Origin of the sequence: Paludisphaera mucosa (assembly GCF_029589435.1) — a bacterium.
Lineage (GTDB): Bacteria > Planctomycetota > Planctomycetia > Isosphaerales > Isosphaeraceae > Paludisphaera > Paludisphaera mucosa.
Map to the genome: position 1 here is coordinate 1861370 of NZ_JARRAG010000002.1, position 26901 is coordinate 1888270.

The 26901-nt window shown below is 67.7% G+C and carries 17 protein-coding genes and 6 pseudogenes; 14 read left to right on the plus strand and 9 right to left on the minus strand.

Annotation, left to right across the window (positions count from 1 at the left end):
* Nucleotides 1-694: 694 nt before the first annotated feature.
* The 3 genes from PZE19_RS16920 to PZE19_RS16930 form a co-directional block, all read right to left on the minus strand.
* Nucleotides 695-1060, minus strand: a complete 366-nt coding sequence (locus tag PZE19_RS16920) for a hypothetical protein (RefSeq protein ID WP_277861809.1) — start codon at nt 1058-1060, stop codon at nt 695-697.
* Nucleotides 1053-1658, minus strand: coding sequence for a hypothetical protein (locus PZE19_RS16925; protein ID WP_277861810.1), 606 nt, complete (start codon nt 1656-1658; stop codon nt 1053-1055). Before PZE19_RS16925 ends, PZE19_RS16920 begins: the two co-directional genes overlap by 8 nt.
* Nucleotides 1659-2730: 1072 nt before the next feature.
* A complete protein-coding gene (locus tag PZE19_RS16930) occupies nt 2731-3852 on the minus strand; it encodes a DNA topoisomerase IB (RefSeq protein ID WP_368411301.1) in 1122 nt (373 codons plus the stop codon).
* A 205-nt stretch (nt 3853-4057) separates the two neighbouring features.
* On the opposite strand from PZE19_RS16930, the gene PZE19_RS16935 reads away from it, so the two are divergent.
* The 6 genes and pseudogenes from PZE19_RS16935 to PZE19_RS16965 all read left to right on the plus strand — a co-directional run.
* Nucleotides 4058-4606: a hypothetical protein gene (locus PZE19_RS16935; RefSeq protein ID WP_277861812.1), complete on the plus strand. Its 549-nt coding sequence runs from the start codon at nt 4058-4060 to the stop codon at nt 4604-4606.
* Nucleotides 4603-5904 (plus strand): MFS transporter, encoded by a 1302-nt coding sequence (locus PZE19_RS16940; RefSeq protein WP_277861813.1) that lies wholly within the window; start codon nt 4603-4605, stop codon nt 5902-5904. Before PZE19_RS16935 ends, PZE19_RS16940 begins: the two co-directional genes overlap by 4 nt.
* A 1137-nt stretch (nt 5905-7041) precedes the next feature.
* Nucleotides 7042-8435 (plus strand): annotated as a pseudogene (locus PZE19_RS16950) (ISNCY family transposase).
* A gap of 184 nt (nt 8436-8619) precedes the next feature.
* A complete protein-coding gene (locus tag PZE19_RS16955; RefSeq protein ID WP_277861814.1) occupies nt 8620-10035 on the plus strand; it encodes an IS701 family transposase in 1416 nt (471 codons plus the stop codon).
* A gap of 85 nt (nt 10036-10120) precedes the next feature.
* Nucleotides 10121-10273 (plus strand): hypothetical protein, encoded by a 153-nt coding sequence (locus PZE19_RS16960; protein ID WP_277861815.1) that lies wholly within the window; start codon nt 10121-10123, stop codon nt 10271-10273.
* Nucleotides 10274-10350: 77 nt separating this feature from the next.
* Nucleotides 10351-10691, plus strand: a pseudogene (locus PZE19_RS16965) (IS701 family transposase); the annotation flags it as partial.
* 128 nt (nt 10692-10819) lie between these two features.
* Here the strand turns inward: PZE19_RS16965 and PZE19_RS16970 are convergent.
* Nucleotides 10820-11633, minus strand: a pseudogene (locus PZE19_RS16970) (IS5 family transposase).
* 9 nt (nt 11634-11642) lie between these two features.
* Here PZE19_RS16970 and PZE19_RS16975 point away from each other — a divergent pair.
* Nucleotides 11643-12632, plus strand: a complete 990-nt coding sequence (locus tag PZE19_RS16975) for an IS630 family transposase (RefSeq protein ID WP_277861817.1) — start codon at nt 11643-11645, stop codon at nt 12630-12632.
* Between the two features lie 158 nt (nt 12633-12790).
* On the opposite strand, the gene PZE19_RS16980 is transcribed toward PZE19_RS16975, so the two are convergent.
* The 3 genes and pseudogenes from PZE19_RS16980 to PZE19_RS16990 all read right to left on the minus strand — a co-directional run bounded on the left by PZE19_RS16980 (nt 12791) and on the right by PZE19_RS16990 (nt 16958).
* Nucleotides 12791-13813, minus strand: coding sequence for a sigma-70 family RNA polymerase sigma factor (locus PZE19_RS16980; RefSeq protein ID WP_277861818.1), 1023 nt, complete (start codon nt 13811-13813; stop codon nt 12791-12793).
* A gap of 550 nt (nt 13814-14363) precedes the next feature.
* A complete protein-coding gene (locus PZE19_RS16985; RefSeq protein ID WP_277861819.1) occupies nt 14364-15122 on the minus strand; it encodes a pentapeptide repeat-containing protein in 759 nt (252 codons plus the stop codon).
* Between the two features lie 665 nt (nt 15123-15787).
* Nucleotides 15788-16958: pseudogene (locus PZE19_RS16990) on the minus strand (ISAzo13 family transposase).
* A gap of 193 nt (nt 16959-17151) precedes the next feature.
* Here PZE19_RS16990 and PZE19_RS16995 point away from each other — a divergent pair.
* Both PZE19_RS16995 and PZE19_RS17000 read left to right on the plus strand, forming a co-directional pair.
* On the plus strand, nt 17152-18399 hold the full coding sequence (locus PZE19_RS16995) for an IS701 family transposase (protein ID WP_277864362.1): 1248 nt from the start codon (nt 17152-17154) through the stop codon (nt 18397-18399).
* Between the two features lie 135 nt (nt 18400-18534).
* Nucleotides 18535-19525 (plus strand): IS630 family transposase gene (locus PZE19_RS17000; RefSeq protein ID WP_438269994.1). Its coding sequence is split into 2 segments (ribosomal slippage): nt 18535-18708 and nt 18710-19525, totalling 990 coding nucleotides; the frame shifts between segments, so codons are not numbered across the junction.
* Nucleotides 19526-19555: 30 nt separating this feature from the next.
* Here the strand turns inward: PZE19_RS17000 and PZE19_RS33345 are convergent.
* Nucleotides 19556-20867 (minus strand): annotated as a pseudogene (locus tag PZE19_RS33345) (IS701 family transposase); the annotation flags it as partial.
* Between the two features lie 107 nt (nt 20868-20974).
* On the opposite strand from PZE19_RS33345, the gene PZE19_RS17020 reads away from it, so the two are divergent.
* The 5 genes and pseudogenes from PZE19_RS17020 to PZE19_RS17030 all read left to right on the plus strand — a co-directional run bounded on the left by PZE19_RS17020 (nt 20975) and on the right by PZE19_RS17030 (nt 24264).
* Nucleotides 20975-21463, plus strand: coding sequence for a hypothetical protein (locus tag PZE19_RS17020; protein WP_277864401.1), 489 nt, complete (start codon nt 20975-20977; stop codon nt 21461-21463).
* 762 nt (nt 21464-22225) lie between these two features.
* Nucleotides 22226-22375: pseudogene (locus PZE19_RS33025) on the plus strand (hypothetical protein); the annotation flags it as partial.
* A 134-nt stretch (nt 22376-22509) separates the two neighbouring features.
* Nucleotides 22510-23130, plus strand: coding sequence for a transposase (locus PZE19_RS17025; protein ID WP_277861823.1), 621 nt, complete (start codon nt 22510-22512; stop codon nt 23128-23130).
* Between the two features lie 477 nt (nt 23131-23607).
* Entirely contained in the window at nt 23608-23778 is a 171-nt protein-coding gene (locus PZE19_RS33030; protein ID WP_368411302.1) for a DUF6444 domain-containing protein, read from the plus strand.
* Between the two features lie 162 nt (nt 23779-23940).
* Nucleotides 23941-24264 carry a hypothetical protein gene (locus PZE19_RS17030; RefSeq protein ID WP_277861824.1) on the plus strand — a complete coding sequence of 108 codons (324 nt, stop codon included), beginning with the start codon at nt 23941-23943 and terminating at the stop codon, nt 24262-24264.
* A gap of 823 nt (nt 24265-25087) precedes the next feature.
* Here the strand turns inward: PZE19_RS17030 and PZE19_RS17035 are convergent.
* Nucleotides 25088-26461 (minus strand): glycosyltransferase family 2 protein, encoded by a 1374-nt coding sequence (locus PZE19_RS17035; protein WP_277861825.1) that lies wholly within the window; start codon nt 26459-26461, stop codon nt 25088-25090.
* Nucleotides 26462-26901 lie beyond the last annotated feature (440 nt).

Here is a 26901-nt window from a genome sequence, read left to right on the forward strand (position 1 = left end):
GGTCAACGCCCTCGGCGCGGTCGACGCGGAGGCGCCCGTGAACGTCCGTCGGCGCTCCGGCGAAGTCGACGAGACGGGCCGGCGAGAGGCCCGCCTCCGAACGGGGCATGCGATTCGATCACGTACTCGTCGTCGTCGAGACGAAGAGCGTCTGCGATGTCCCGGCAGAAAGCCGAGTCGAGTTCGACAACTCCGAGACAGGCCGGTCCACCTCGCCATCGCTCACGGGGTGGGGAGCGTGCGGCTCGCCGCCTGGACGAGACTTGCGGTCGGCTGGGGGCGATCCGTCCAATAGCCAGGTAGCGGCCGGGAGGGCTCGCAAGCAGGAGCGGGCGTCTCGACCGGCGTCGGGGCGGCACGGATCATTCTTCGAATAGCGGACGCGAGACGACCGAATCGACGGCGGCGACGCAGCCGTCCCTGCGCCGTCCGGACCACCGCGAGCGACTCACGGCGGCCGATGGCTAGCTGCTGGAACTCCTCGAGCAAGCCCTCCGAGTCGACTGCGGAATCGGGCGGCGCGTGCGCGTCGATCGGCAAGGCCCACTCAGACTCGTCGATCCCTTGTCGCCGCTTCCTTGAATCCCGGAGGCCGAGATTTCTTGCGAGTACGTCCCGTCCCTTGCCCTACGCGGGACCTCCAAGCGACGCACAACAGGATCGGGCTCGCCCACCGCTTCGTCGAGGACGACGTTCATCGAGACCTCCGTCGCCCGACCTCCATGCGTCGGAGGACCCCGCCGGCCCGGGCGGTGAGCTGGGCGTGGGCCTCCACCTCACTGGCCCACTTCCCCTGGACGCGATGCCACTCCAGCAGGCGCCTGACCCTTTCGATCAGCTCGGACGCTTTGTCGCCGCCGACGTATATCGACTTGTGGACGCATCGCCCGCCCTCCTCGACCAGGTATCGGACCGCCCAGTCGCGACGGCCGCGGGCCTTCTTATCGACCAGGGTCCCCTGGGCGAGGAGCGACGGCGAGGCGGCCTCCAGCTTTGCACGGATCGCGTCCCAGCGGGCCTCCAGTCCGACGATGCCAGCCTTCGGGTAAGCCTCAGCCATCGCCCCGGTCTTCCCCGCGCCGCAGCCCGCCGCCCAGCCAGTAGGGGGGGCTCCGGTCGACGGGCGCGACGTCAGGCCTCTCGCGGTGGTCCAACGCCGCCTCCGGCGGGTCGGCGGCCGGAGCCTCTCCGTAACGCCTCGCGGCCCGGGCGTTCTCGTCGCGTTTGGCGTCGGCCAGCGTCCAAAGCCGGGCGACGCGCGCCTGAGCCTCCAGCAGGCCGGCGACGTGTTCCTGGATGTCCAGGAGCCGGGGCAGCAAGCTCTCGGACACGTCCTGCGGAGGCTCGCTGGGGCCGAACTGCCGCCTCGACCGGGCTGCGCCGGAGATTCGAGTGTTGATGTAAAAGGAACATCTCATCATCATATAAGTCGTAAATGAGATCATCCTCGCGAAGGTCTCGGCCGCGAACCGCGCCGGATCCCCGCCGCAGCGGACCTCGATCGCGCGGCCCAGTTGTTCGAAGGCATCCTCGAGTCCGAAGAGCGACACGTCGCGCGACACGAGCTCGTTCCAAACCGCGTCGACGTCGCCGGCGTAGGCCGCCCGCTTGCGGGCGGTGGCCTCTCCGCCCTCGGGGCCGGGCCGCGGATCCTTCATGATCTCCTCCTTTGTACAACCCGGCGGGCCGCGTGTGCACGTCCCCGATGAGGCTCCATCCTAACCGCACCGCCGTTACGGGTGCCGGAGCCTCGGCCCTCCCCCGCCTTCCCTTCCGCGCATGAGGATTCGAGCTGGCCTCCACCTGGCGGCGGTCGAGGGAGTTGCGGCCGCCCCCCTGCAGTCCCTCGTACGGACCGATCGAGGAGATGTGGCCGAAGGCCTGTGGCGCGCCAGGACGACACCGGCATTTTATCACCTCCTGGCCGACTCCCTCGGCCACGTCACCGCCGAGACCTTCGCGGGCTGGCTCCATCATCCAGTGCTGTTTACCATGCCGGGGCCCGCCGCCATAGTCCGTCGGAGTCTGATTCCCCCCCGCGAATGCTCGCCGAGTCGCCCATCTGGTCGTCGACGAAGTCGGACGGGATACCCGCCGCGATCGCCCCGCGCGCGCAAGTCTTACAACCCTCCCTCGCCGCCCTGTCACGGTGGAGTATCATGCAATGGCCGCCCTGCCCTGCGACCGCGTCGGCGTCTCTATGGGTGCCCAGATTGTGGTCGTACGGCCGCCTCCGGTAGCCCAGCGACAGGGTGGTCGAACTCGCTCCACCGAAGCGCGTAGGCCGACAGTGTACATCCCCAACTCGGAGCAGCCTCGGTCATCGACTCGGTGATGCTCGTGTCGTCGCCATGCGCGATCGCGAACGACGCCGTTGACACGTGACGAGTCGGCCCAGAAGGCGCCATCAGTAAAGATGGGGGGTACCAGGCCCGGTCGCCCGTCACGACGATCCGCATGGGGGCGAAACAGATGTCTTAGGACGCACGGCCGGTGAAGGCAGATGCGGACCCGTGCCGCGTCGTCACCAAACTTGTCACTAAACTCCCGTCAGAGCCCTTGTCTTGGCGTCCAAATCCGCTCAAGTCGGCGGAATCGAGATTTCCGCTCACGTTCCGCAAGTTGTATGCATTAAGGGAGATGCGTGTGAGAAGTCCCGTGGTTGCGGGGGTAAAGGCCATGAGCGCGAGCTATTGACCTACGAGGGGCGGGCGGAATTCGCCGGCAGGTTCAGCCCCCGCCACGTCGTCCCTTGCGAGGCTCGTCCTCGCGGGCGAGGCGGTTCTGGACGAGGGCGAGGACGGCGGCCTCCTCGGGCTTGAGGTCGCCGAGGGACATGGTCATCTCGCGGTCGGTCCGATCGCGGAGGGCTTCGAGCATGGAGCCGTCGAGGTAGGCGTCGAGCACGGCGGGGTGGACGTAGCACTTGCGGCACACGCTCGGCGTGTTCCCCAGGCGCTCGGCGACTCTTTCGACGGCCTGCACGATGTTTCGCTTGGCCTGGGCGTCGGAGTCGAACGTCTCGAATTCTTGGAGCGCGATCGACGCCAGGACCGTCCCGGCCCAGGTGCGGAAGTCCTTGGCGGTGAAGTCCTCGCCGGAGACTTCGCGCAGGTACTCGTTGACGTCGCCCGAATCGACGTGCTGGACCTCACCATCGTCGTCGACGTAGGTGAACAGCTCCTGTCCCGGAAGCTCCTGGCAACGGGCGACGATACGGGCGAGGCGGCGGTCTTTGATCGAGATCTTGTGGCGTACGCCGCTCTTGCCCTTGAACTGAAACTCGATCGTCGGACCGTCGACGGCGACGTGCTTGCTGCGCATGGTCGTCAGGCCGAACGACTTGTTCGTCCTGGCGTACTCCTCGTTTCCGACGCGGATCAACGACAGCTCCAGGAGTTGAACGACGGCCGCCAGCACCTTGCGGCGGGGCATGCCGGCGAGCCGCAGGTCGGCGTCCGTCGCCTCGCGGATGCGCGGCAGGGCCTGGCCGAAGAGGGCCATGCGGCCGTACTTGGCGTCGTCGCGGACGCGACGCCAACGGGGGTGATAGCGGTACTGCTTCCTCCCCTTGTCGTCGCGACCGGTGGCCTGGACGTGACCCTGAGCCGACGAGCAGATCCAGACGTCGGTCCATGCCGGTGGGATCGCCAAGGACTTGATCCGTCCGAGCGTCGCCTCGTCCCGCACTGCCTTTCCAACGGCATCCACGTATCGAAAAGCCTTTCCGGACCGCCTGCGCCCGAGGCCGGGCTTGGCGTCGCTCACGTACCGGAGCCCCGCCGCCCTGGCGGCGAGGGCCGCATGATCGCGGGTGGCGTTCGACGGCTCTTCGAGGGTGTTAGCGCTCATGGCTATCCGCTCAGGCAATCCTGATGCCGGATCCCGCGCAGAAGAGATGTTCGGGCGGAGCCGGATGTCGCGACGAGCCGGAATCCGACGCGGAGCGCGCCGGGCTGTGGCCGCTTCCCTCCGGCCGTCGGTTGCGGGATCGGTCGGTCTTTCCTTACTCTGAAGAGGATCGGATTCCGTCTCTCGCTCGATCGGTCGAGGCTCGATGATTCGTTCTTACTTGGTCCTGGCTGTTACGGGGGCTTCTTTACTGCTGGCGGCGTTCGCGACGGGCTTCCCCGCGACGGTCGAGCCGCGCGCGGGCGGCGCGGCCTGGCGTGGAGTTCATCTGCTGGTCTCGTTGGGGACCGTCGTGCTGGTGTTGGGGATTCATTCCATCGTCTACACGTATTTCATGGCGACGGTGAAGTGGGCCAAGGAGGTGTCGCGCGTATACGGGCTGCCGGACTGGCTCGTGGCCCAGGCCTCGCGGAACAAAGGGCGGGCGTCGAGGTTCATAATGGGGGCCGTGGCGGCGGTCGCGGCGGCGGCCTGGCTGGGGGCTGCGGCCGACACCCGAGGCGGGCGCTACGGATCATGGCACCTGGCCGCCGCGGGCTTCGCGCTGGGGTTCAACGCCGTGGCTTTCGTCATCGAGTACGCCGGCGTCGTCTCGCACCATCGGCTCCTCGCCGAGATGAAGAATCAGGCCGACCGGATGCGCAAGGATCATCGCGAGCCCAGACCGCGGACGGCTGCGGAGGCCCGGGCGTGACCACGTCGCCGACCGAATCCGACCTGGAATTGGGCGGAGATGCGTTTCCGGAGGCGGAGGCCGGCGTGGTCTCCTCACGCCCGCGGTCGCCGTTGCACCTGGTGATCCTGATCGTCCTCATCGACCTGCTGGGTTTCTCGCTGGTGATGCCGTTGCTGGGGCCGCTGGGCGAGCGATATCAGCTCGAAGGCTGGCGCGTGGGGATGTTGTTCGCGGCCTTTCCGATCTGCCAACTCGTCGCCGGCCCGATCCTGGGGAGGCTCAGCGACCGCTACGGCCGACGCCCGCTCCTGGTCTTCAGCCAGGCGGGCACGGCGCTTTCGTTCGTCATACTGGGACTGGCTCGCGACTTCCCGACGCTGCTCCTGGGCCGCATGCTCGACGGGACCTCTGGCGGCAACGTCATGGTCGCCCAAGCCTATGTCGCCGACGTCACCCGCCCCGAGGACCGCGCCCGGGGGATGGGGATGATCGGCATGGCGTTCGGCCTGGGGTTCGTGCTAGGGCCTCTTCTCGGCGGCCTGTTGCTCGAACTGCCTCTCTCGCCCGACTGGAGCCTGCGTGCGCCGTTCCTGGCCGCGGCGGCCTTCTCGACGCTGGCGTTGATCCTGGTCGTCGCGAAGCTCCCCGAGAGCCTCCCGGTCGGGGGGTTAGTGCCGAAGCCGCCCGCGCGGGTGTTGACGCGTCAAGGGCTGGTCGACGTCTTCCGGCTGGAGGGGGTGGGGGCGTTGACGGCCATCGCTTTCCTCTCGATCCTGGCCTGGGCCTCGCTCGAAGGGACCTTCGCCGTCTTTCTTCAGCGCCGGATGGGATGGTCGACGAAAGCCGCGGCATTCGCGTTCGCGGCGACAGGCCTGGTCTCGGCGATCGTTCAGGGGGGCCTGATACGGTCGCTTGTCCCTCGTTACGGGGAGGTCAAACTGATCCTTGTGGGCGGAGGGCTGGCCGGCCTGGGCTTCGCAGTCGCGGCGGCTCTATCGGGGGCGTCCGTCCTCCCACTAGCAGTCGCGATCGTGCTGGTCGCGTTAGGCTCCGGCCTGCTGGCCCCGTCGATCACCGGCCTGCTCTCACGGATCACTCCCGCGAGCGAACAGGGTGGCGTGTTTGGCGCTCTGACCTCGATCCAGACGCTCGCGCGGATCGCTAGTTACCTCTTGGGCAACGTCCTGCTCGACCGAGTCTCTCTCTCGGCACCGTATTGGTTCGCCGCGGGCGTGTACTTGCTCGTCCTGATCCTCGCGGTCGCCACAGCCCCGAAGCTCGCCGTCGCGCTTCGTCGGTCGCGAGCGCGTGCCTGATACTACTGCTGCGATCGAAGTGATCGCCGTGTAAAGTCTCCTCTCATGGTGGCCGAGTCAGGCCCGCAGCGCCGACGGCCGATGACGTCCGCGAGAAGGCCGAGAAACTCGCCGCCGCAGCGTCGGGTCGTCGAACAGCTCCGCGGTCTCGCCGAGCAAGCCGGCGATGCCTCACCCCACGACGTCTGGCACCTCCTCGGTCGGGCCGACCGGCACGCCGATCAAGTCCGCGACGATCCGGGCTCGTACGCCCGCGAGCGCGTAGGCGACCCAGAGGGCGTCTTGATCGTCGACGAGTCTATGTTCCCAAAAAGGGGACGAATTCCGCCGGCGTCCAGCAGCGATGCTCCGGCACGTCCTGTCGGGTCGAAAATCGCCAGGTCGGCGTCTCCCCGGCGTGCACCAGCCGCAGGGGGCACGCCCTGCCGGACCGGGAGCGGTCGTCAGCCGGCTCGGCAAGGGATGCGGTGCTGCGGGCCGGCCCCGGCCTCAGGCTGGCTGGCAAGCGCGGCCGGCCGCACGTCTACGGCGAGGGCGTCGTCGACCTGGCCAAGCGGGCCGGCGAGAGGCGAGGCTGGTCTCGCAGCTCTTCCCAGCTGTATGACATTGCCGAGGTCAAATGTCACATGACCTTCCCGGCGACCTGATTCGAGTCGTGCTCGTCGACGAGCCTACTTCTGCACCAACCCGCCATCCACAGCCGCCGACGTCCTCACCACGATCGCCGACCGCTTCGGTCTGGAGATCACATTACGGTAGGTGAAGGAGGTCGTCGGAGCGAGCGATAGGTCCGGTCCATCCAAGCGAGCGTCGGGGCCTTCCACGCCTTCCTCTCGACCTACATCCTGAACGAGGCTTGGGCGTGGAGACGATCGAAGGCCAAGTTAGCGAACCGCTCCGACGCGACGAATCGCCAGCCCAGCCACGCCGACCAGCGCCGGGCGTGGTGCTGCGAGAATCTGGCCGGGGAGAATCTCGCGACCTTGCGGGCCGGCCCCGCCGACGCCGAAATTCAAACCGCCGCCGACACGCTCCTTAGTGCTAGTTTGCGGTGCGAAATGGCCCTGTTTCAAGGCTTTTGTATGCTGGGGGCGTGCTCAGGAACCCCTCCGATCGGACCGATGGTACGCCGGAGCCATGCTCAGGAATCGATATAACCGGGCAGACCTCTTCGCCATGGTGCCCCAATTCGGCCTCCGCTTCGAGCCCCAGCTCGAGCAACTCGACCGCCTCCTCGACGATGACCAAATCGTCGAGGCCAACCATGACGCCATGGCCCGCCACTCGCCGCGCTCGCGGTCCCGCGGCCGTCCCGCCACGCCGGTGGAGGTCATCCTCCGCATGCTCGTCGTGATGAGGCTCTACGGCTGGAGCTATGCGAAGGCCGAGTACTTCGTCAACGACAGCCTGGTGCTGCGGCAGTTCTGCCGGGTCTACCTGGAGAGGGTCCCCGACGACACCACGCTGATCCGCTGGGCCAACACCATGGGGCCGGAGACGCTCGCGGCGCTCAACGACCGGGTGGTCCAGCTCGCCCGGTCGCTGAAGGTGACGCGCGGCCGCAAGCTCCGCGTCGACACCGCGGCGGTCGAGAGAAGATCCACTTCCCCACCGACAGCGGCCTGGTCGGCGACGGGGTGCGGGTCGTCTCGCGGCTGCTCCGTAGGGCTCGGGCCGCCCTCGGCGCGGCCGCCTCGGGGCTGAAGGAGGCGTTCCGCAGCCGGGTCCGCACTGTCCGCACGCTGTCGCAGCAGTTGCACCGCATCGCCCGCCGCAAGGGCGACCAGGGGCGGGAGGCGTTGAAGGCGGCCTACGGCCGGCTCGTCGCCGTGGCGAAGCGCACCGGCACCCAAGGCGAGCGGGTGCTGGAAGCCTTGCGGGGGCGCGGCGACGACCCGGCGGGGCGGCGGCTGGCCGGGCGGCTCGCGGAAGTCCTGCCGCGGCTCAAGCAGGCCGTCGGCCAGGCCGAGCGTCGGGTCCTGAAGGACGACCCGGTGCCCTCCGGCGAGAAGTTGGTCTCGCTGTTCGAGCCGCACACCCAGGTGATCCCGCGGTTCAAGGCGGGCCAGCCGGCGAAGTTCGGCCGCAAGCTCCGGCTCGACGAGGTCGAGGGCGGGCTCATCGTCGGCTACAAGGTCCTGGAGACGGGCGGCGGGCAGGACCAGGAGCACCTGGCCGATGCCCTGGCGGATCACCGGAGGAAGTTCGGACGGCCCCCACGGCTGCTGGCGGCGGACCGGGGGATGGCGTCGGCGGAGAACGAGCGGCTGGCGAAGGAGGCCGGCGTCGCGCACGTGGCGTTGCCGCATGTCGGCAAGGCTCCGCCGGGTCGGCGGGCGGAGGAGAAGGGGCGTCGGTTCCGCGAGGCGTATCGGTTCCGGGCCGGGATCGAGGGGCGGATCCACGCGCTGAAGCGGGATTATAGGTTGAAGCGCTGCCGCTACCGGGGCGAGGGTGGCTTCGGGCGATGGGTCGGGTGGGGGATCGTGGCCCATAACCTGACGAAGGTCGCGGGGGCGGCGAGGGGATGAGACGGGGCCCGGGGGGCGAACCGATCGCCCCGAACGAAATCGGACCGCCGAAACGCAAGTGCCATCGCGGTAATGACATCCATTTCGCACTGCAAAACTAGTTGGACTGTCACCGATTCCAGTAGTGCTTGTCCGTGCCATGAGTTAAGTTGAGGGCCGAAGGACTTCGACGGGAGGGATCGCCATGTCGCTCCTCGACCACCCCGACGCCCAGGTGCTCCTGGCCGACGCCGTCCTGACCCCGGAGGCCGTCCGGGGCTGCGAGGGCCGGCTCGCCGCGTTCCTCGGGCGCTACCTGCCGCGGTTCCGCCGCGCCGAGCAGCGGGCCAACGCCACGCTCGTCATCCGCGGGCTGCTCGGCGGGCTGCAGCGCAAGACCTGCGAGCCGATCGCGGTGGAGGCCGGAGTCCACCGCAAGCCGATCCAGTTCCTGGTCGGGGCCGGCCGTTGGGACGACGAGGCGGTCATGGCCGAGCTCCGCCGCCACGTCGCCGAGGACTTGGGCGAAGACCGGGCCGTCCTCGTGATCGACGCCACCACCTTTCCGAAGTCCGGGGCCGATTCCTGCGGCGTGGGCCGCCAGTGGTGCGGACGGCTGGGCAAGCAGGAGAACTGCCAGCGCGGGATCTTCCTGGCCTACGCCGCGGCCCGCGGCTACGCCCCGCTGGACCGCCGGCTGTATCTGCCGAAGGACTGGGCCGGCGACGCCGCCCGGCGGGCCAAGTGCCACGTCCCCGAGGGGATCGAGTTCCGCGAGGGCTGGCGGATCGCCGCCGAACTGGTCGAGCGGAGCGGGCCGGGGCTGCCGCACGCCTGGGTCGTCGGCGACGACGAGTTCGGCCGCCCGGCTCAGTTCCGCGCCTGGCTCCGCGGCCGCGGCGAGCAATACGTCCTGGACGTGCCGAGCGACACCGTCGTCCGCGACCTGGAGTGCCCCCGTCCCCCGAGCCGCCGCCCCGGCCACGGCCGCCCCCGGGCGGTCCCCTTCCGTCGCGTCGACGCGTGGGCCTCCGGGCAGCCGGCGGGTCGCTGGGTGCGGCTGACGATCCGCCCCGGCGAGAAGGGCCCGATCTCGGTCGACGCGATGGCGGTGCGCGTGCGGACGAGGCTGGAGCACCGGCTGGGGCCGGAGGAGCGGCTGGTGGTGATGCGGACGGTCGAGGCCGAGCCGGAGATCCACTATGCCCTGAGCGACGCCGCGACCGACGTCCCGCTCGAGGAGTTGGTCCGCGCCCGGTTCGCGAGGCACAAGATCGAGGAGGTCTTCGAGGCGGCCAAGGGGGAGGTCGGGCTGGCGCAGTACGAGGTGCGGGGCTGGGTGGGCTGGCACCACCACGTCACGCTGTCGCTGCTGGCGCTCTGGTTCCTGTGCTGCGAGCGGCGGCGGGTCGGGGGGGAAAACCCGCGCCGTGACGGTGCCGCAAGTGCGCGAGGTCTTCACGCGACTGCTGCGCGACCCGTCGCCCGGCCCCGAGCGGATCGCCGCGGAAGTGTCGCGCGTCCTGTGGCGGAAGGAGGCGGCGCGGATCTATCACTGGCACGAGGTCACCGGCGGCTTCCCGCCGCGTCGGCCGCCACCGGATACCAGTTGATCAGGTGAGACTTCGTTGAATCGGTGACAGTCCAACTAGTGCTAATCCATTAGATCTTACGAACGGCCGGGAGGCCTGGTTCGTACAGGTGGCATGGACCGGACCTACACCCCCGAACTCGCCCCCGACGTGCTCGACCGACTCGCCGCCTATGCCGCGGACTTCCGCGACGACTTCAACCGGCCCCGCCAGGCCGCCTGGTGCGGCGTCTACCTCCGCGGATTGCTCCGGGACGCCGACCGCTAGGGCGTCGAGCCGATGGCCCGAGAGGCCGTCCTCCCCCAAGGCCTGGCCGTCGCCGACCCCGACCAGGCCCTGCAACAATGGCCGGCCGTCTCGCCTGCCTGCGGGTGTGGCGGCCTCCGGCTGGGCGACCGGCGAATGCGCCGGCGCCGGGCCGATCTGGCTCCTGATCGAAGAGCAGGCCGACGGAGCGCTGAAGTACGCGTTCAGCAACCTCCCATCGGACACGAGCCGGCTGCAGGCCGTGCGGCTCTGGCGGAGCCGCTGGCCGGTGGAGTTGGGCTGCCAGCAGATGAAGGAGGAACTCGGGCTGGACCACCACGAAGGCCGGTCGCGGCGAGGCTTCCTGACCCTGGAACGCCGTCGAGCCCGCCGGGGGCGATCCCGGCCGGGCAAAAAGGGGGGCGCGGAGCGGCCGTGATCACGCTGCCGGCGATCCGCCGCGCCCTCCAACGGCTGCTGGCCCCCATCAGCCGGGACGACTGCGCATACTGCCGGCCCTGACAGGCCCGCCACAAAACCAAGCTAACGGAGTAGCATTAGAGCGTGTTATGATATGTGCGGCAGTATGGGTTCGGCCTTCTTAAGCATGGGCAGCCCGAATGCGACGTAGTGCAATCCGGCGAGCACGGTCTGCAGCCTCTCGTAGTCCTTCGCCAGGCGGCGGAACCGCGACGCCCAGCCGAAGGAACGCTCCACCACCCAGCGCCGAGGTAGCAGCACGAAGCCCTTCTTCGCCTCGGGGAGCTTGACGACCTCCAGGTGGGTCCCCTCGCTCGCCGCGTCGGCCTCGGCGTCGTCGCCGGCGTAGCCCTGGTCGACTTACGCGAGCGAGACCGACTCGCCGGTCGCCTCCTGCACGGCCTCGCAGAGACGGCCGACGTGGGCCCGGTCCTGTTCGGAGGCCGGCGCGACGTGCAAGGCCGGGAGATGCCCGAGCGGGTCGACCGCCATGTGCACCTTCGACCTCCGCTTGCGCTTGTAGCCGTCGTAGCCGGCTCGGGCGCCGTTCTCGACGCTCGATCGCAGCGTGCGGGAGTCGAGCACGGCCGCCGACGGATCGGCGTCCCGCCTCTCGGAGAGTCGGAGCAGGACGCGGAGGTCGTGGACGATCGCCTCGAAGCAGCCGGCGTCCAGCTATCGCTGGGTCTGCTGGTAGACCATCTCCCAGGGGGGAAGTCGCCGGGCAGGTAGCGCCAGGGGCCCCGTTGCGGACGATCCAGCGGAGGGCGTCGAAGACGTCCCGCAGGCGGTAGACCCGCTGGCCGGCGTCCTCGGGCAGGAGGGACAGGTAGGGCGCGACGAACGCCCACTCCACGTCGGTGACGTTGCTGGGATACAGCGGTTTACTACCGGTTGGCAGACGCGAATGATGGCAATAGAGCCTGGATCACGTGACGCGACGGCGCGGGGGACGGCCAGGCGACCCTATTCGTCGGACCTGCGGCAGCGGGTGGTGGACGCGGTGGATCGGGGCGAGATCTCGCAACGCGAGGGCGCTCGACGCTTCGAGGCCAGCTTGTCGTTCGTCGTGCGGCTCTTGCAGCATCGGCGGCGCAACGGCGGGCTGGAGCCCAAGTCGCACGGCGGCGAGGCCGGGTTCAAGCTCTCCATCGACGAACGCATCCGGCTGTTCGACCTGGCCCGCAGGCATCCCGACGCCACGCTCCAGCAGCTCAAGGACATGGGGGGCTTCGCCTGCACGCTCGTGACCATCTGGCGGATGCTGCGGCGGGCCCGGTGGACGCGCAAGAAGAAGAGCCTCCACGCCAACGAACGCGACCGCCCCGACGTCAAGGAGGCCCGCCGGAGGTTCCGTCGCAAGGTCGAGCGGATCGCCGTCCGACGGCTGATCTTCCTGGACGAAACCGGCGTCGACACGACGATGACGCCGACCCGCGGCTGGGCCCCGAAGGGGCGTCGAGTCGAAGGCTCGGCCCCCGGGTCGTGTTCGACGACGACGGTCGTCTCGGCGATGGGCCTCGACGGCCTTCGCGGCTCGCTGGCGTTCCCCGGCGCGATGGACGAGCCGGCGTTTCGGGCTTACGTCGAGGACGTGCTGACACCCCACCTACACCCCGGAGACCTGGTGGTGAGCGACAACCTCCGCGTCCATGACGCCCAGGCGGCCGAGGCGGCCGTCGAGAAGGCGGGGGCGAAGGAGGTCCGGCTACCGCCGTGCGGCCACGACTACAACCCGATCGAGCAGATGTGGTCGAAGCTCAAGTCCCGCCTGCATCGGACCGCCGCCAGGACCACCCCGGCCCTGTATCAGGCGATCGCCGACGCCCTCGACCACATCACAACGAAAGACATACGCGGCTGGATTAACTATTCAGGGCTGTATGCCATCCCGAGGTAAACCGCTGTAGGATTTGCGAGGTCTCATACCCTAAACTATGGTCTGTGGTGAACCAAAGTTCATAACAGCCTCGATGCAATCTTGGAAAATGAGAAATCATTAGTAAACGAATTTGCAATTCATATCATACTCTGGATCATGTTGGCAAGATCGAAGGTTCAGGCTGAACATCGCAACGTGACGACAGGAGCCAGGCGAGGGTCGCAGCCTTGTGAGTCGTTGCGATTAACTGGAGGATCGATGAAGTCATGCAACTTGATGATTGCAGAGCGTTCGATCTGTCGGAGTTGGTGGATGGGCTTTCCGATCTCTCGAGAGAGTTCGCGGTAGGTGCGCCGTCCGTCCGACTTGGGCCCCGGCCGTCTCTTCGCGGGGTGGCGGCGACGAGCGCGAGATTCCGCCTCGTCCTCAGCCTCGTCGACCGAGTCGTCCAGACGGTATCGGCGCCGTAGAACCCAGGCTTCAAGTAGGGTTAACCTTCGCATCGCCGCGTGGAGCCGCTCCATCGATTCGGCGATCTCCAGGGGGGCTTCCGGGGGGATTGATTGTGCCAGGACGTCGTCGTGTGAGGCGTCGTCGAGCGAGGTCGTCGAGTAGGATCGTGTGTCGATTTGAGAATCACAGACGTATTTGAGTCGCTTCGTCGCGACTCCCATATGCTTCGCTATCTCCACCAACTCCGGCTCGATCGGGCCGGAATCGCTCGGCTGGGACCTGCGGGCCTCGACAAGACGGCCTCGGGTCTTCTCGAAACGTCGGCGCAGAATCACAAGATAATAGGGGAATCGAATCATCGACGATTGCTCCGCCAGCACTCGATGGATGTGATGTCGAATCCAGTATGAAGCGTAAGTGGCGAAGCGGGTGCCATGCGTCTCGGGATCGAAATCGCAAGCCGCCCGCATGAGGCCGAGGTTGCCTTCCTGGATGAGGTCGTCAAGGTCGAGTGCGCGATTTCGACCCCGAAATTCGCTGGCGATGCTCAACACCAACCGCAGATTGGCAAGGGTCAATTCTCCGCGGGCATTCTGGTCGCCAGATCTAATGCGGGCGGCGAGTGCTATTTCCTGCTCGGCCGTCAGGAGAGGAGCCGTCTGAGCGAAAGGACGGCGAGTGCGGCTGGCGAGGTCCTCGGTCGCGGTGTTGGCTCGTCGATCGGAGAGGGTGTTGTCTGTCGTCATGATGATAGTATCCAATGGATTTCAGTATCATTGATTTCGATCCGCACGGCAGCGCTCAACTTTGAGGGTCGGTAGGTGGCCATATGACTCGGAGGCGCGGATGGTCGAGACGACAGGTGGAGGGCGGGATCGCGTCAAGGGTGAAGACTCGTAGGCGCCAGGAATCGGCGGCGATCGCCTCCACGGCTTGGCGAGTCGAGGCGAAAGCGATACTGTAAGGCCCTCCTCCTACCCTCGCGGCCGGTCTGATGTACCACCGCCCCGCCCGATGCCCTGCCTCGAACTGCGAGCGGAACGTGGGCGTGTAGACGAGCATTTCGCGACCGGTTGACCGGTCGAAGACGCGTAGTGTCCCCGCCGCCTGCCGTGGGGCGACGTGGACGCGTGGCAAGGACGCGGCATCAATCGGAGCAATTCGCAACATTTCCATGTCGCGAGCCGATGAGGGGATGGATGGGACGCGGCGAGAACGTGCCAGCGGCATTTCGCGACTCCCTCAGTTCGAATGGACCATGTCAATGCAGCGTACGACGACCAGCTCGAAGCGTGTTCATTGATTTGAGATTAGGCGGACACGCCTGGGGTTGACGGGACGGGTCCAGTACAGGCGCTCGGTTGATTCGTCCGGAACTGGGATCGGATCATGTAAGGCTGACGGATCGACGTCGTCGGCGAGAGTCCTGAGGATCTCGGGGGCTCCGTCGCCGGTATGAACGGCCCGACCGAGGACTGAGGCGACCCAGCCGAGGAGGTGGGGCTTGTGGAGGAGAGGCCGGAGCCATGCGTAGGGTCGCTCGTCTCGCTCGAAGGCCAACTCGACGATCAGCGGTAGTGCGTCTCCCTTGCAGCCCGAGTCTCGGCAGAGCAGCTCGATGGCAAAGGCGGCCCATCGCCAGTCCAGTCGTGCTCCATCGAGCCGAGCACCGGTGAGACGCGCTCCTCGAAGATCGGCTCCAACGAAGAGGGCGTCGCGAAGGTCGGCATTGCGGAAGTCGACATTTCGGAGAGTTGCGTTGCGAAGATCGGCCTGACGGAGGTCGGCACTGACGAGATTGGCTTCGATCAGCGTGGCCGTGCGGAAGTCGGCCCGCCGCAGATTCGCCAACGGGAGGCTTGCACCGTCGAGGTCGGCACCCCTGAAGTCGGTGTCGGGGAGGGAGCACAGAGATGCTTCGCATCTCTTCAGGTCGGCGTAGGCGAGGGTTATCCCTGAGCGGGCGGCCAACTCGACGGCTCGGCCGCGGCTTTCGGCTTCGATCGAGGCGATGGAGCCGGTCCGCCAGCGTCGGAACAACGTATGTATCGCCATGCTTCAGCGTCCGGCAAGAGGAACGGTCAAGGTTGGGTCTGTGCTTGGGACCGAAACAACGCGAGGGCGCCCCGCCATAAGGCGAGACGCCCAAGGGGACGCGACCAGACTCGCTGTCGTAAGGTTTAGCCGGGCCCGATGGGGCCGCCGACAGGCGGAGGCGGGAATACGGGAGGAGGGGGATAGCCGGGGAAGTCGCCCGGATCCGGCTCGGGTGCTGGCGTTGGATAATGAGGAAGATCCGGTTCCGGGTCGGGAACGACTGGCACATCGTCGTCCGGGGCGGATTTCACGACCGTGATCAACGAAACGCGGCTCAGACTCAATCTCTGCTCGAGCCCTTCAAGCCCGCCTACGATCGAGAATTCAGAGAATCTAAACACAGATCCCTCCTTTCTTCCCATACGCGAACGACGTCGTCGCGACTTGGGTTGCCAGTGGGGTGACGCTCTAGCCAGGTCGGGCGGAAGAAGAAGTTTGCCCCGACCGAACCGGCTTCCCCCTCTTTTGCTCAATGGGATGATCAACACGTCCGCCCGCTGAATTCCATGAAACCGGGATCGGCAGACCGATTTTCAGGAACACTTCCACTTACAGCGGTTTACCTCGGGATGGCATACAGCCCTGAATAGTTAGGATTTGCGCCAAGATAACTTGCCGGAATATTAGCGACGGCTCGGGTGGATCTCATAGTTCCATTCACCGTGGAATGCGTGTAGTTTGATGGCGCATTCCGCCAACTCCTCGTCACTGATTTTCCGCCCCTTCTCGTACGTGCCTTCGTCCAGGCAGGCATGGACCTCCAGGCCCGTCGTCGTGGTCGTCGCGCCGATCGATTCGACCACGACCTCCAGCGTCTCCAGCGGCGTCCCCCGCCGGTTCCGCGTGATGTGGCAGAACAACCGGTGCTCGATCTTGTTCCACTTGCTCGTCCCCGGCGGATAGTGGCAGATCTCGACGATCAGCCCCGTCTCGTCCGCCCACCTCTGCAGCTCGACCTTCCACAGCCGGCAGCGCGAGCCGTTGCTGCCGCCGCTGTCCGCCGTCACCAGCGCCCGCTTCGCCCGGCCGTAGTGCGCCAGGCCCAGGTTCTCCTACCACCGGCGGATCGCCGCCACCGCGAACTCTGCCGTGTCGTGGCTGACCCCCACCGACACGCCCGCCTCGTCGCGATGGATATCGTAGACGCCGTACGGCGCCGCCTTGCCCAGGGCCGGGTGCGGGAAGTCATGCGTCTTCACCAGGACCTCCTTCTTCTTGGTGTCGACCGACAACGCCGGCTCGCCGCGTCGCCGGCGGGCCCGGACCCGGTCGCTGATGTGCCGTAACTGGCCGTCCCGGTCCGGGTGCTGGCTCCCCTCGCGCGACTTGCGATTGCCCTGCAGGCTGTGCCCCATAGCCGCCAGCATCCGCCGCACCGAGGTCGGGCCGACCGCGTGCCCCTGCTTGCGCAACTCGTCGGCCAGGCGGTAGGTGCTCTTGATCGTCCACCGAAACGGATTCGTCGGCGACCCGCGGGCCGTCGGCTCGATCAGCCGGTCCAGGGCGTCCTGCAGAGTAACTGGGTGGACGTGTGCGACTTGCGGCCGCCGCCGGCTCGCCGCAGGCTCGCCGCAGGCGATGGCCGGCGAGCGGCTCGGGGTCGTCGAGCTCCTTCAGGCCCGTCCGGACCGTGCGATCGGACAGGCCCGTGGCCTCGACCACGGCCGTGACCCCGCCACGGCCCAGGGCCCGGGCCTCGACGGCCGCCCAGCGCCGACGTCCACGCTCATCCAGGTCGTCGAGCAGCGCGGCATACTTGCTGCGAAGGGCTTCCACGATGTGAGGATCTTGCATCGCCGAGCTGTCGCAGATTCTCGCAGGCTATAACAAGGCCGAATTCGGCAAGTTGTTTTGGCGCAAACCTTTAGACCGATTTCCTTGAAGGTATGGCGCCCTGTTGACGGATTAGTGCTACTCCGTTACATCCTACGAACGGCCGGGCGGCCTGGTTCGTAGAACCGGCATGAACCGGACCTAGACCCCCGAACTGACCCCCGACGTCCTCGACCGGCTCTCGGATTACGCCGCCGCATTCCGCGACGACTTCAACCGCCCGCGGCAGGCCGCCTGGTGCGGCGTATACCTCCGGGGCCTTATCCAGGACGGCGGCCGCAAGAGCGTCGAGCCGATGTCCTCGCGCGTCGCCCTGCCCGAGGGCCTCGACGTCGCCGACCCCGACCAGGCCCTCCAGCAGTTCCTCGGGCAGAGCACCTGGGACGAACGGGCCGTCCTCCAACGCTACCGGGCCGCGATGGCCCGCAAGTTCGCCGACCCGGCGGGGATCTTCGTCGTCGACGACGCCACCTTCCCCAAGCAGGGCGGCCACTCCGTCGGGGGGCAGCGGCCGTACTGCGGCGCCCTGGGCAAGACGGCCGACTGCCAGTGCGCCGTCAGCGTCCATTACCTCGCCCCGAAGGGCCACTATCCGCTGGACATGCGGCTCTACCTGCCCGACTCGTGGCTGGGCGACCCGGCCCGGCTCGCCAAGGCCCGCGTGCCCGAGGCCGAGCGACGATCGCTGACCAAGGGCGAGATCGCGCTGGAGTTGCTCGACCAGGCCCGGGCCGAAGGCTTGCCGGGCGGCGTCGTGGCCGCCGACTCGGGCTACGGCGCCTCGGGGTCGTTCCGCGACGGCCTGGCCGATCGGGGCCTGCATTACGTCGTCGGCGTCTCCGAGGAGATGGTCGTCTTCGCCGAGGAGCCGCGATGGGTCGAGCCCGGCCCCGGGGCGACGGGCCGCCCGCGGTCGCGGCCCCGCCTGGCCGACGACTCGCCTCGTCCGACGAGCCTGAAGGGGTTGGCGGCGAGGACGCCGCGTCGCAAGGTGACCTGGCGGGAGGGCACGAAGGGCCCGATGGCCGGCCGTCTCGCCTGCCTGCGGGTGTGGCCGGCCTCCGGCTGGGCGACCGGCGAATGCGCCGGCGCCGGGCCGATCTGGCTCCTGATCGAAGAGCAGGCCGACGGAGCGCTGAAGTACGCGTTCAGCAACCTCCCATCGGACACGAGCCGGCTGCAGGCCGTGCGGCTCTGGCGGAGCCGCTGGCCGGTGGAGTTGGGCTGCCAGCAGATGAAGGAGGAACTCGGGCTGGACCACCACGAAGGCCGGTCGCGGCGCGGCTTCCACCACCACGCCCGCCTGGAGTTGCTGGCCTTCGGCTTCCTGACCCTGGAACGCCGTCGAGCCCGCCGGGGGCGATCCCGGCCGGGCAAAAAGGGGGGCGCGGAGCGGCCGTGATCACGCTGCCGGCGATCCGCCGCGCCCTCCAACGGCTGCTGGCCCCCATCAGCCGGGACGACTGCGCATACTGCCGGCCCTGACAGGCCCGCCACAAAACCAAGCTAACGGAGTAGCATTGGGTAGTCTCGCGGTATCGCCGTCCCCGAGGGCCATGCCGTGAGAGCCTACTCCGCCTACCTGCGCGAGCGCGTGCTCGCCGATTGCGACGCCGGCACGCCGACCGCCGAGGTCGCGTCCAAGTACCGCGTCAGCCCCAGCTGGGGCCGCCGCCTGAAGCAGCGTCGCCGCGAGACCGGCGAGACCGCCCCCCCGGGCGCAGAGATACGGCCCGACGCCCAGGTGGGCCGAGCACCTCGATGCCATCCGCGCCTCGGCCCGCGAGGCCCCAGGCGCCACGCTGGAGGAGCACCGCCGCCGCTTCGGCCTGGACCTGGGGATCTCCACGCTCTGGCGGGCGTTCCACGCCCTGGGCCTGACCTACAAAAAAGTCCTGAAGGCCGCCGAGCAGGACCGCCCCGACGTGCCCGAGGCCAGACGACGCTGGCGCGAGGCCATGCCCGGGCTGGACTCGGCCCGCCTGGTGTTCGTCGACGAGACCTGGGCGAGCACGGACATGACCCGCACGCGCGGCCGGGCCCCCAGCGGCGTCCGACTGGTCATGGCCTTGCCGCACGGTCACTGGAAGACGACCACGTTCGTCGCCGGCCTGCGGACCGACGGCGTGATCGCCCCGGTCGTGGTGGACGGGGCGATCAACGGCGAACTCTTCGCCGCCTACGTCCGCCAGCAGCTGGTCCCGGCCCATCGACGCGGCGACGTCGTGGTCATGGATAACCTGGCGTGCCACAAGCGGGCCGGGGTCAGGGAGGCGATCGAGGGGGCCGGATGCCGCCTCATGTACCTGCCGCCGTACAGCCCCGTCTTGAACCCGATCGAGCTGGCCTTCTCGAAGCTCAAGGCCCTACTCCGCAAGGCCGGCGAGAGGACGGTCGACGGTCTCTGGAGGCTGCTCGGCCGCCTCGTCGACGAGTTCCCCCCGACGAATTCCGCAGGTTCCTCTCGCATTCCGGATACCGGGCTACACCTTCCTGAAAACGGGTCTAATATCATGTTTGTCTTTTGAACGGTACTTTCCGGGAGACTGTATATGTCTTGCCGCCAGGCTGAGCAGCCTGTCGGCGGCCTGAATCTCCTCCTCGGTGACCCCGGGTCGTATAACCGCGCGGATTTCCTGGTCCATCAGCGCACGACGCCACGCCCTCCGCTTGTCCGCGTGGCTCGGCCGGCGTGTTGGGGCGTCCCACGGGGAGCCCGAGCGGTCCAGCAACTCCTCATCCGCCCGGCCCCAGGCCCACGCCTCGGTCAACGTGAACGTCCACAGGCAGATGTGGAACGCCCCGATGCCCGCCCAGATGAACCTTACCTGCTGCTGGCCGGCGCCGACGACCTGCTTGCACTCGCGAAAGGTGATTTCCAGCGAGAACCGATCGGCTACGGCCGTCAGGATGTCCGCGACCGAGGCCGACGGGTCGGTGCAGAAGTACGCCCGCCACCCCGCCGACTCGTCCACCAGCACCACCCCGATCACGCCGCCGGCCGGCCGCCAGGTCGCCAGGAACTTCTTGTACTACTTGACCACCTTCTCCCCGTACAACTCGAAAGTGTCGGAGGACCAGCCGCGCCGTTGGCCCGCCCGCTTGGCCAGGTCGATCACGCCCGCGCAGTAGGTCGGGGCCGGGCCACGCCGCCTCGGCGGCTTCGGCCCGGGCCGCGTCCGCAGGGCCGCGTCCTTGCGGAGCCGGCTGACGACCGTCATCCCCAGCGCCTTGGCCGGCTTGAGGAATTCCTTCTTGGTGTAGGCGTCGCCGGCCGCTACCCAGATCGGCAGCTTCAGCAGGCTCAGCCAGGGCTTGGCCCACCGAAGCAGTTCGACGGCCAGTTCCAGCTTCGTGCGGAACTCAGGCCGGTGCTTCGCGCCGATGCCCGGCAGGTCCTTCTTGCGGAGGTAGAGGCGGGACAGCAACGGCAGGGCGGCCATGCCCCACCCTTTATGTGCGACCAGCAGCCCGAGGACGACGAAGACGCGGCCGTAGACGTAGGGCGTGCCGGCCGGGCCGGGCTCGGGTTGTGATGCACGCCGGCCCCCTGCACGTGCGGACCGTAACGCCTCGTCGGCGTGTCGTCCAGGGCGAGGGTCAGCCGCGTGGCACCCTTCAGGAGCGGCTGAATCACCTCGGTCAGCAGGCGCCTGGCGATCCGGTCGGCCCGCTTGCCTGCGGCGGCGACGGTGATGTAACAGGACTGATGCTTGCCGCTGAGCCTGGCGGCTCTGATCCAGGTGGTGACGGTCCGCCGCCCCCGGGCGAGGAGGGCCCCGAAGAACAGGAGGGCGAGCCTCGGTCGAGCGCCGCGGCGAGCCAGGAGAACCACTGGTATGGGACGGGCAGCGGGTGAGATGATGTCATCGGGGGCCGGCTCCGCTCGGGGTGTCAGGCAGCGTGGTAACCGCCATCGTCCCGCTCGGGCCGGCCCCCGTCCACCCGGCGACTCATAAGCGATTGGAGGTGCATCGATGGCGGAAGGACAGCGGCTGGACGTCGAGGCCCCCGCCCACGGATGGGCCACGGTCCGTTTGACCGCGCCCGGCGTCGCGCTGGAGTTCACCGCTTCATACACCCCCGGCGACTCCATCGGCGACCTCGCGCGTTCCGCCGTTCAATCGCTCGCGGGCGTCCCCGAAGAGGTCGTCACCTGGAACACCGAGCCGGTCGAGTGCGAGTTCCGGTTCATGGCGGTCGCCGGCCGAACGCGCCTGGAGGTCTACGAGTTCCCCGACGCCCGGCACCTCCGGCGTGACGTCGATGCCCGGACCGCGTTGGTCGAGGGGGATACGCCGGCCATGGCCCGCGCCGTCTGGCGGGGGCTGAGACGATTACAGGGGTCGGTGCCGGCCTGCGAATTCGCAGCGGCGTGGGGCCACCCGTTCCCGGTCGCCGCCGTGGAGCGGCTCGGGGAGGGTCTGCGGGGTGGAGTGGGGCACGAGCCGGCGGGTCCAGCCTGACGAGCTGGTTCAGCCGGCCCGGCCACGGTCCGTGGTCGGGCCGCCCCGGACAGCCACAGGGCCGTTGCGGCGGCGGCTGGGCGGAATGTTCGCCCGTGGAATGCATGAAGTCGCGGAAAGTGCAGTCTGATGAAGGACATCACGGAAAGTGCAGTTTGAAATAGAGGCCGAATTATATGTCCAGGCAGTCCAGACAATCCGGAAGTCGGACCAATCCGTCACTTCCCAGGCCCCGCCTGCACGTGGCTAGCCCCGCGCACCCGCAATCAGTCCGCACGTCGCGGTTCGGGCAGGATCTCACGGCGCGTAGGAGGCGAAGGGATGCCTCGAGCGGCCGGCGCGATGGGAGTTCGTCGTCTGCATTTACCGCAAGTGCGGAGACGTACGCGAAGTCGTGGTCCGGGTGCTCGGGGTCGACGAGCTGGCAGAGCCGTGGGACGTCGAATCCGGCGCAACGCACGCCAGGCGCGAGCGGACAACTCCGACATCTCGCTTCATCTGTAAATGACGGATTCATTGTTGGTTACTGCATTCTCCGAGATTGCATGAGCCTTAGCTCGACTTGTGCAGCTTTGAGCCCGCCTCGGGCGGTACGATGGGAGGTTGGACAGAATTCTCAACCGCGCCGGCTGAGGACGGACACATGGCCATCCTGCCCGTGACGCTCCGCGGGGTCTGGGAGAACTTCGCGCCGGCCTTCACACGGCCCACCTTCCGACGCTTTCTGACCCTGCTCTGGGCGGCGATCCTCACGGTCGGCCGATGCACGGTCGCCAACCTGCTCCGGACGGCCGGCTCGCTGGCCGACGGGCCTCCTCCAGCTATCGACGCGTCTTCTCGCAAGCCCGGTGGTCGCCGCTCCGCCTGGCCTGCATCCTCGCCCGATGCGTCGTCGCCCGGCTGCCGGCCGACGCCGAGGTGGTCTTGGTCGCCGACGACACGGTCTTCTCGCCTCCGGGCAGGGCGTCTTCGGCAAAGCCCGGCATCGCGGCCCGGTCCGCTCGTCGCACGTCTTCACCGCCTGGCGGTACGGTCATAAATGGGTCGTGGTCGCTGTCCTCGTCCGCTTCCCTTTCGCCGTGCGGCCCTGGGCCCTGCCGGCGCTCGTCGCCCTGTATCGCGACCCGGCCGACGACCGTCGCGAGGGGCGTCGCCACCGCACGCCGGCCCAGCAGGCGATCCGGCTCTTGCGCCTGATGCTCCGATGGTTCCCCGGCCGCCGGTTCGTCTTCGTGGGCGATTCGGCCTACGGGACGCGCGAACTAGCCCGGTTCGCGGATCGCGACCGCGAGCGTCTGACTTTGGTGAGCAAGATCCATCCCGAGGCCAACCTCTTCGAGCCGCCGCCGCCCTACGAGGGCTTGGGACGCCCGCGAGTCAAGGGGGCGAGGCTGCCGAAGCCGCGCCAGGCCGTCGAGGCGACGCCGCGACGCCGAGGGATGACGGTCGCCTGGTACGGCGGCGGGACGCGCCGGGTCGAGACGGCCACGGGGACCGGCCGATGGTATAAGGGGGGCGACCGGCTGGTCCCGATCCGCTGGGCCTTCGTCCACGACCGCGGCGGCACCCATCGCGACGAGTACTTCTACACGACTGACGCGACGTTCGACGTGCGGGGGATCGTCGAGACCTACACCGGCCGCTGGAACATCGAGACCACATGCTAGGAGACGCGTTCCGAACTCCACGTCCAGACGACGCGAGGGTGGACCAGTTCGACGGTCCTGCGGGTCGCCCCATGCCTGTTCGGGCTGTATTCGGTGGTGGCGATGCTTTATGCAAGGCCGCCGCCGAAACACCGGATCGGGGGCGTCTCCTGGCCGGGAAAGACGGTCGTCACGTTATCGGACGCCCTGTCGGCCGTCCACCTCTGGATCTGGGCCGAAGGGGCTTTCGCACACGCCCCCGAAGGCCGGTCCCTCCAGAAACTCCCGTCTCCGATCCGAGAAATCCTCCACGCCGTCCTGGCACCGGCCGCATAGAGGGCGGCAAAACTGCACAAGTCGAGCTCAGACCTTGTCCGAAAAGCCCGGTAACCGTTCACGGGCCGGTGCTTGACCGGCGACGGTCGGCCTGAGCAACTTCGAGTCATGACGCGGCCCGTCTGCATACCCGCCGAGTAGTGGGACGCCCTCCCGGCCGACTTGCGGCCGGGACTGCCCGCGATCGTCGCCCCGTTCGGGACCCGGATCGCGGAGCAGGACGCCCGCATCGCCGAGCTGGAGGCCCGGCCGGATCCAAGCTCGTCGAACGCGTCGCGGCCCCCGTCGAGCGACTCGCCGGACCTCAAGCCGGCACCGCCGCGCAGACCCTAGGGACGCCTGCGCGGCGGCCAGTCCGGGCAGGGGCGGAGCGATCGCATCTGGCTGCAGTCCGACGAGGTCGTCGACGCCAGGCCCGAGAACTACCGACGCTGCGCGGAGACCCTCGCGAGCGACGATCCCGGGCCGCTCGTCCGCCAAGTAATCGAGGTCACCGTGGCCCGGCCGCGCGTCGTCCAGCATCGCTCGCATCGGCTGACCTGCCCGGGGAGCGGAGCGTCGAGCTACGGCACCGCCCCAGTCGGGACGGAGGTGAGCTATGGGCCGCAGGCCCAGTCGGCCACCGCCGTCCTGGCCGGCGAGGGGCGGATAAGCAAGCGTCACCTCGCCCGCGTCATGAGAAGCCTCTTCGGCCTGCCGATTGGCCCGCCGGCGGCCTGCGACCTGGAGCGACGCACGGCCGACGCCCCGGCTCCACTCCACGCCGAAGCCCTCGAGCACGTCCACGCGCTCCCCGCGAACGTCGACGACACGGGCTGACGCGAGGGCCGTCGCCGGACCTGGCCCTGGACCGCCGCGGCCGAGGTGTTGGGCGTCTTCCGGATCGCGGCGGGCCGCGGCCGCGAAACCTTCGCCGAGCTGATGCACCGATCGCCGCCGGCGGTCGTGACGTCGGACGGATACTCGGCCGATTAGCACCTCCCGCCTTCGAGACGCCAGGCCTGCTGGGCGCACCTCCGCCGCGACTTCCAGGCGATGATCGACCGCGGCGACGCCGGTGAGGCGATCGGCTCGGATCTGCCGATGCATTCCGACTTGATGTTAGCGGCCTGATCGAAGGTCCACGTCGGGGAGGCCTCGCGGCGGACCTTCGCGACGAGAACGCTGCCATAGCTGCGCCGCGAGGTGCGGGTACTCCTAAAACGCGGCGTGAAGTGCGGCTCGAGGAAGACCGCGGCGACCTGCCGCGAGGTCCTCAAGGTCGAGCAGTCCTTGTAGACTTGCGCGCGATTCGAGGGAGTCGAGCCTACCGACAACGCCGCCGGGCGTGCCCTGCGTCACGCGGTCTGCTGGCGCAAGCCGAGCTTCGGGACCGACTCGCCGACCGGCTCACGGTTCGTCGAACGCATCCTGACGGCGATCGACTCCCGCCACCGACGCCGCGATCTGCTCGACCACTGTCGTCGAAGCCCACCACTCAGTCGGCTCAGCGCCATCGCTCATCCCCGTCGGGGCGTGAACGTTTACACCGCCTTCGTCACGACCGGACCGGCCCCCGTACGCTCTTCGCCCAACGGCGCGGTCATACAAGAAATGACGGAAGGTGAGGCTGGTTACGAACTGTACTTTTATGTGCTGTCGCTTAGTCCCCAAAGGCTTCGTCGGTCGACACGGTGTGGGAGATCCGCTCGCGGACGATGTATGTCGGGCGACCCTTCGTCTCAAGGAAGATGAGGCGGATGTATTCGCCGATGATCCCCAGGCTAAGGAGCTGGACCGATCCCATGAACAGGACGATGACGGCAGTGCTCGCCCAGCCGGCTGGTGAATGACCGTAGGTGAAAGCGTCGTAAAAGATCCAGAAAGAGAGGCATGCGGCAACGGAGACAGCGATCAGGCCGAGGTATGTGGCAAGTCGCAATGGGTATCCGCTGAAGCTTATAAGGCCGTCCACCGCCAGAGCAAGTAATCGGAGGAGAGTATACTTGGGGATGCCGGCTGCACGCGGGGGGCGGTCGTATTCAAGGGCGGCCTGACGGAAACCGACGAACGACCTCAACCCGCGGATGAATCGCATGCGTTCAGGTAGGTGCGTAAGGACATCGACGACCTTGCGGTCCATCAGGCAGAAATCGCCGCTGTCGAGAGGGATGTCAATATCGCTTATCGCAGCCATGAGGCGGTAGAACGCGTAGTAGGCCAACCGCTTGGGCCAACTCTCATCACGGCGACGGCGGACGGCGTAAATGACATCGAACCCCTCCCGCCATTTCGCGATGAGCTCTGCAATCAGTTCGGGAGGATCTTGGAGGTCTCCGTCGAGGACGATGACGGCGTCGCCTCGAGCGAAGTCGAGACCGGCGGAGATGGCCGGTTGGTGGCCGAAATTGCGGCTAAGGTGGATTCCGACCAGTCGAGGGTCGCGACGAGCCAGTTCATCGATCAGCTTTGGCGTTCCGTCGCGGGAGCCGTCGTCGACCAAGATGATCAGGTAGTCAAGATCAAGGGAGGCGACGGATGCCGTCAGCCGGCGGTGCAACTCCGCAAGATTTTCCTCCTCGTTGAAAAGAGGGATAACCAGACTGAACGTTTGAGAGGAGGGGCTTGAATTCGTGAGGTGCGCGTCGGTCATAAGGCTCACGCTGGAAAGCGATCGAAGGTCTCGTCGATGCTGATACGCGTTGCCAGGATCGCCGTCGGGCGACGCCCAAGCTGTAGTGTGCGGATGATCGTAATAGAAACCAGTCGTGAGGCCTACTGCGTAATCGTGAACCTCGAGTATCCTTGTGCGGCCAGGGTCGCGCAGCCCGTTGCCGATACGGCGTACTGGAGGAAGAACGGGGTGCAGGACTGTTGCGAGATCGTAAGTCCAAGGGGTGGCTGGCCGGGGGCCGTGCAGGTAATCGGTTGGCCCGTCGTGCAGGTCCCGTCGGAGAAGTAGATCGCCGAAAAGTTCGTCATGCCACTGCGGCAGACCAACCGGAAGACGAGTTGATTTATGCAACCGCTCGTCCATTCGTCCAGGTCGTTGAAAATCAAGGCGGTCGAACCGGTTCCGACCAAGTTGTTCGTCCAAGTGAGGATCAAATTCCTCCTCGGCGCGGCGCACCCACTACAATCGACTGTCGTCGCGACTTGGCCGTGAAGTGAGGCGACCCATCGACCAGCCAGGCCGAATGCGATAATAAGGTCGCCCGCCTTCGGGACGACGGAACCGATCACAGCGACTGGTATCCTCCGAGACGCGTCGACAGTCACTGTCGCAGAGACGCCTTCCGCCTCCTTCCCTCCGAGCCTCGCCGGGTTCACGAGGAAGACGCGACCAATGGACTTCGGGATGTCACCGCCGTCGAGTATACGGCCGAGAAATCGCGGGGTTCCCGTCGTCGGCGCGGCATTCAGTCCTGGCGTGCGGAGTCGATCGTTTGCGGCGGGGTCAATCAGGTCATCCCACCG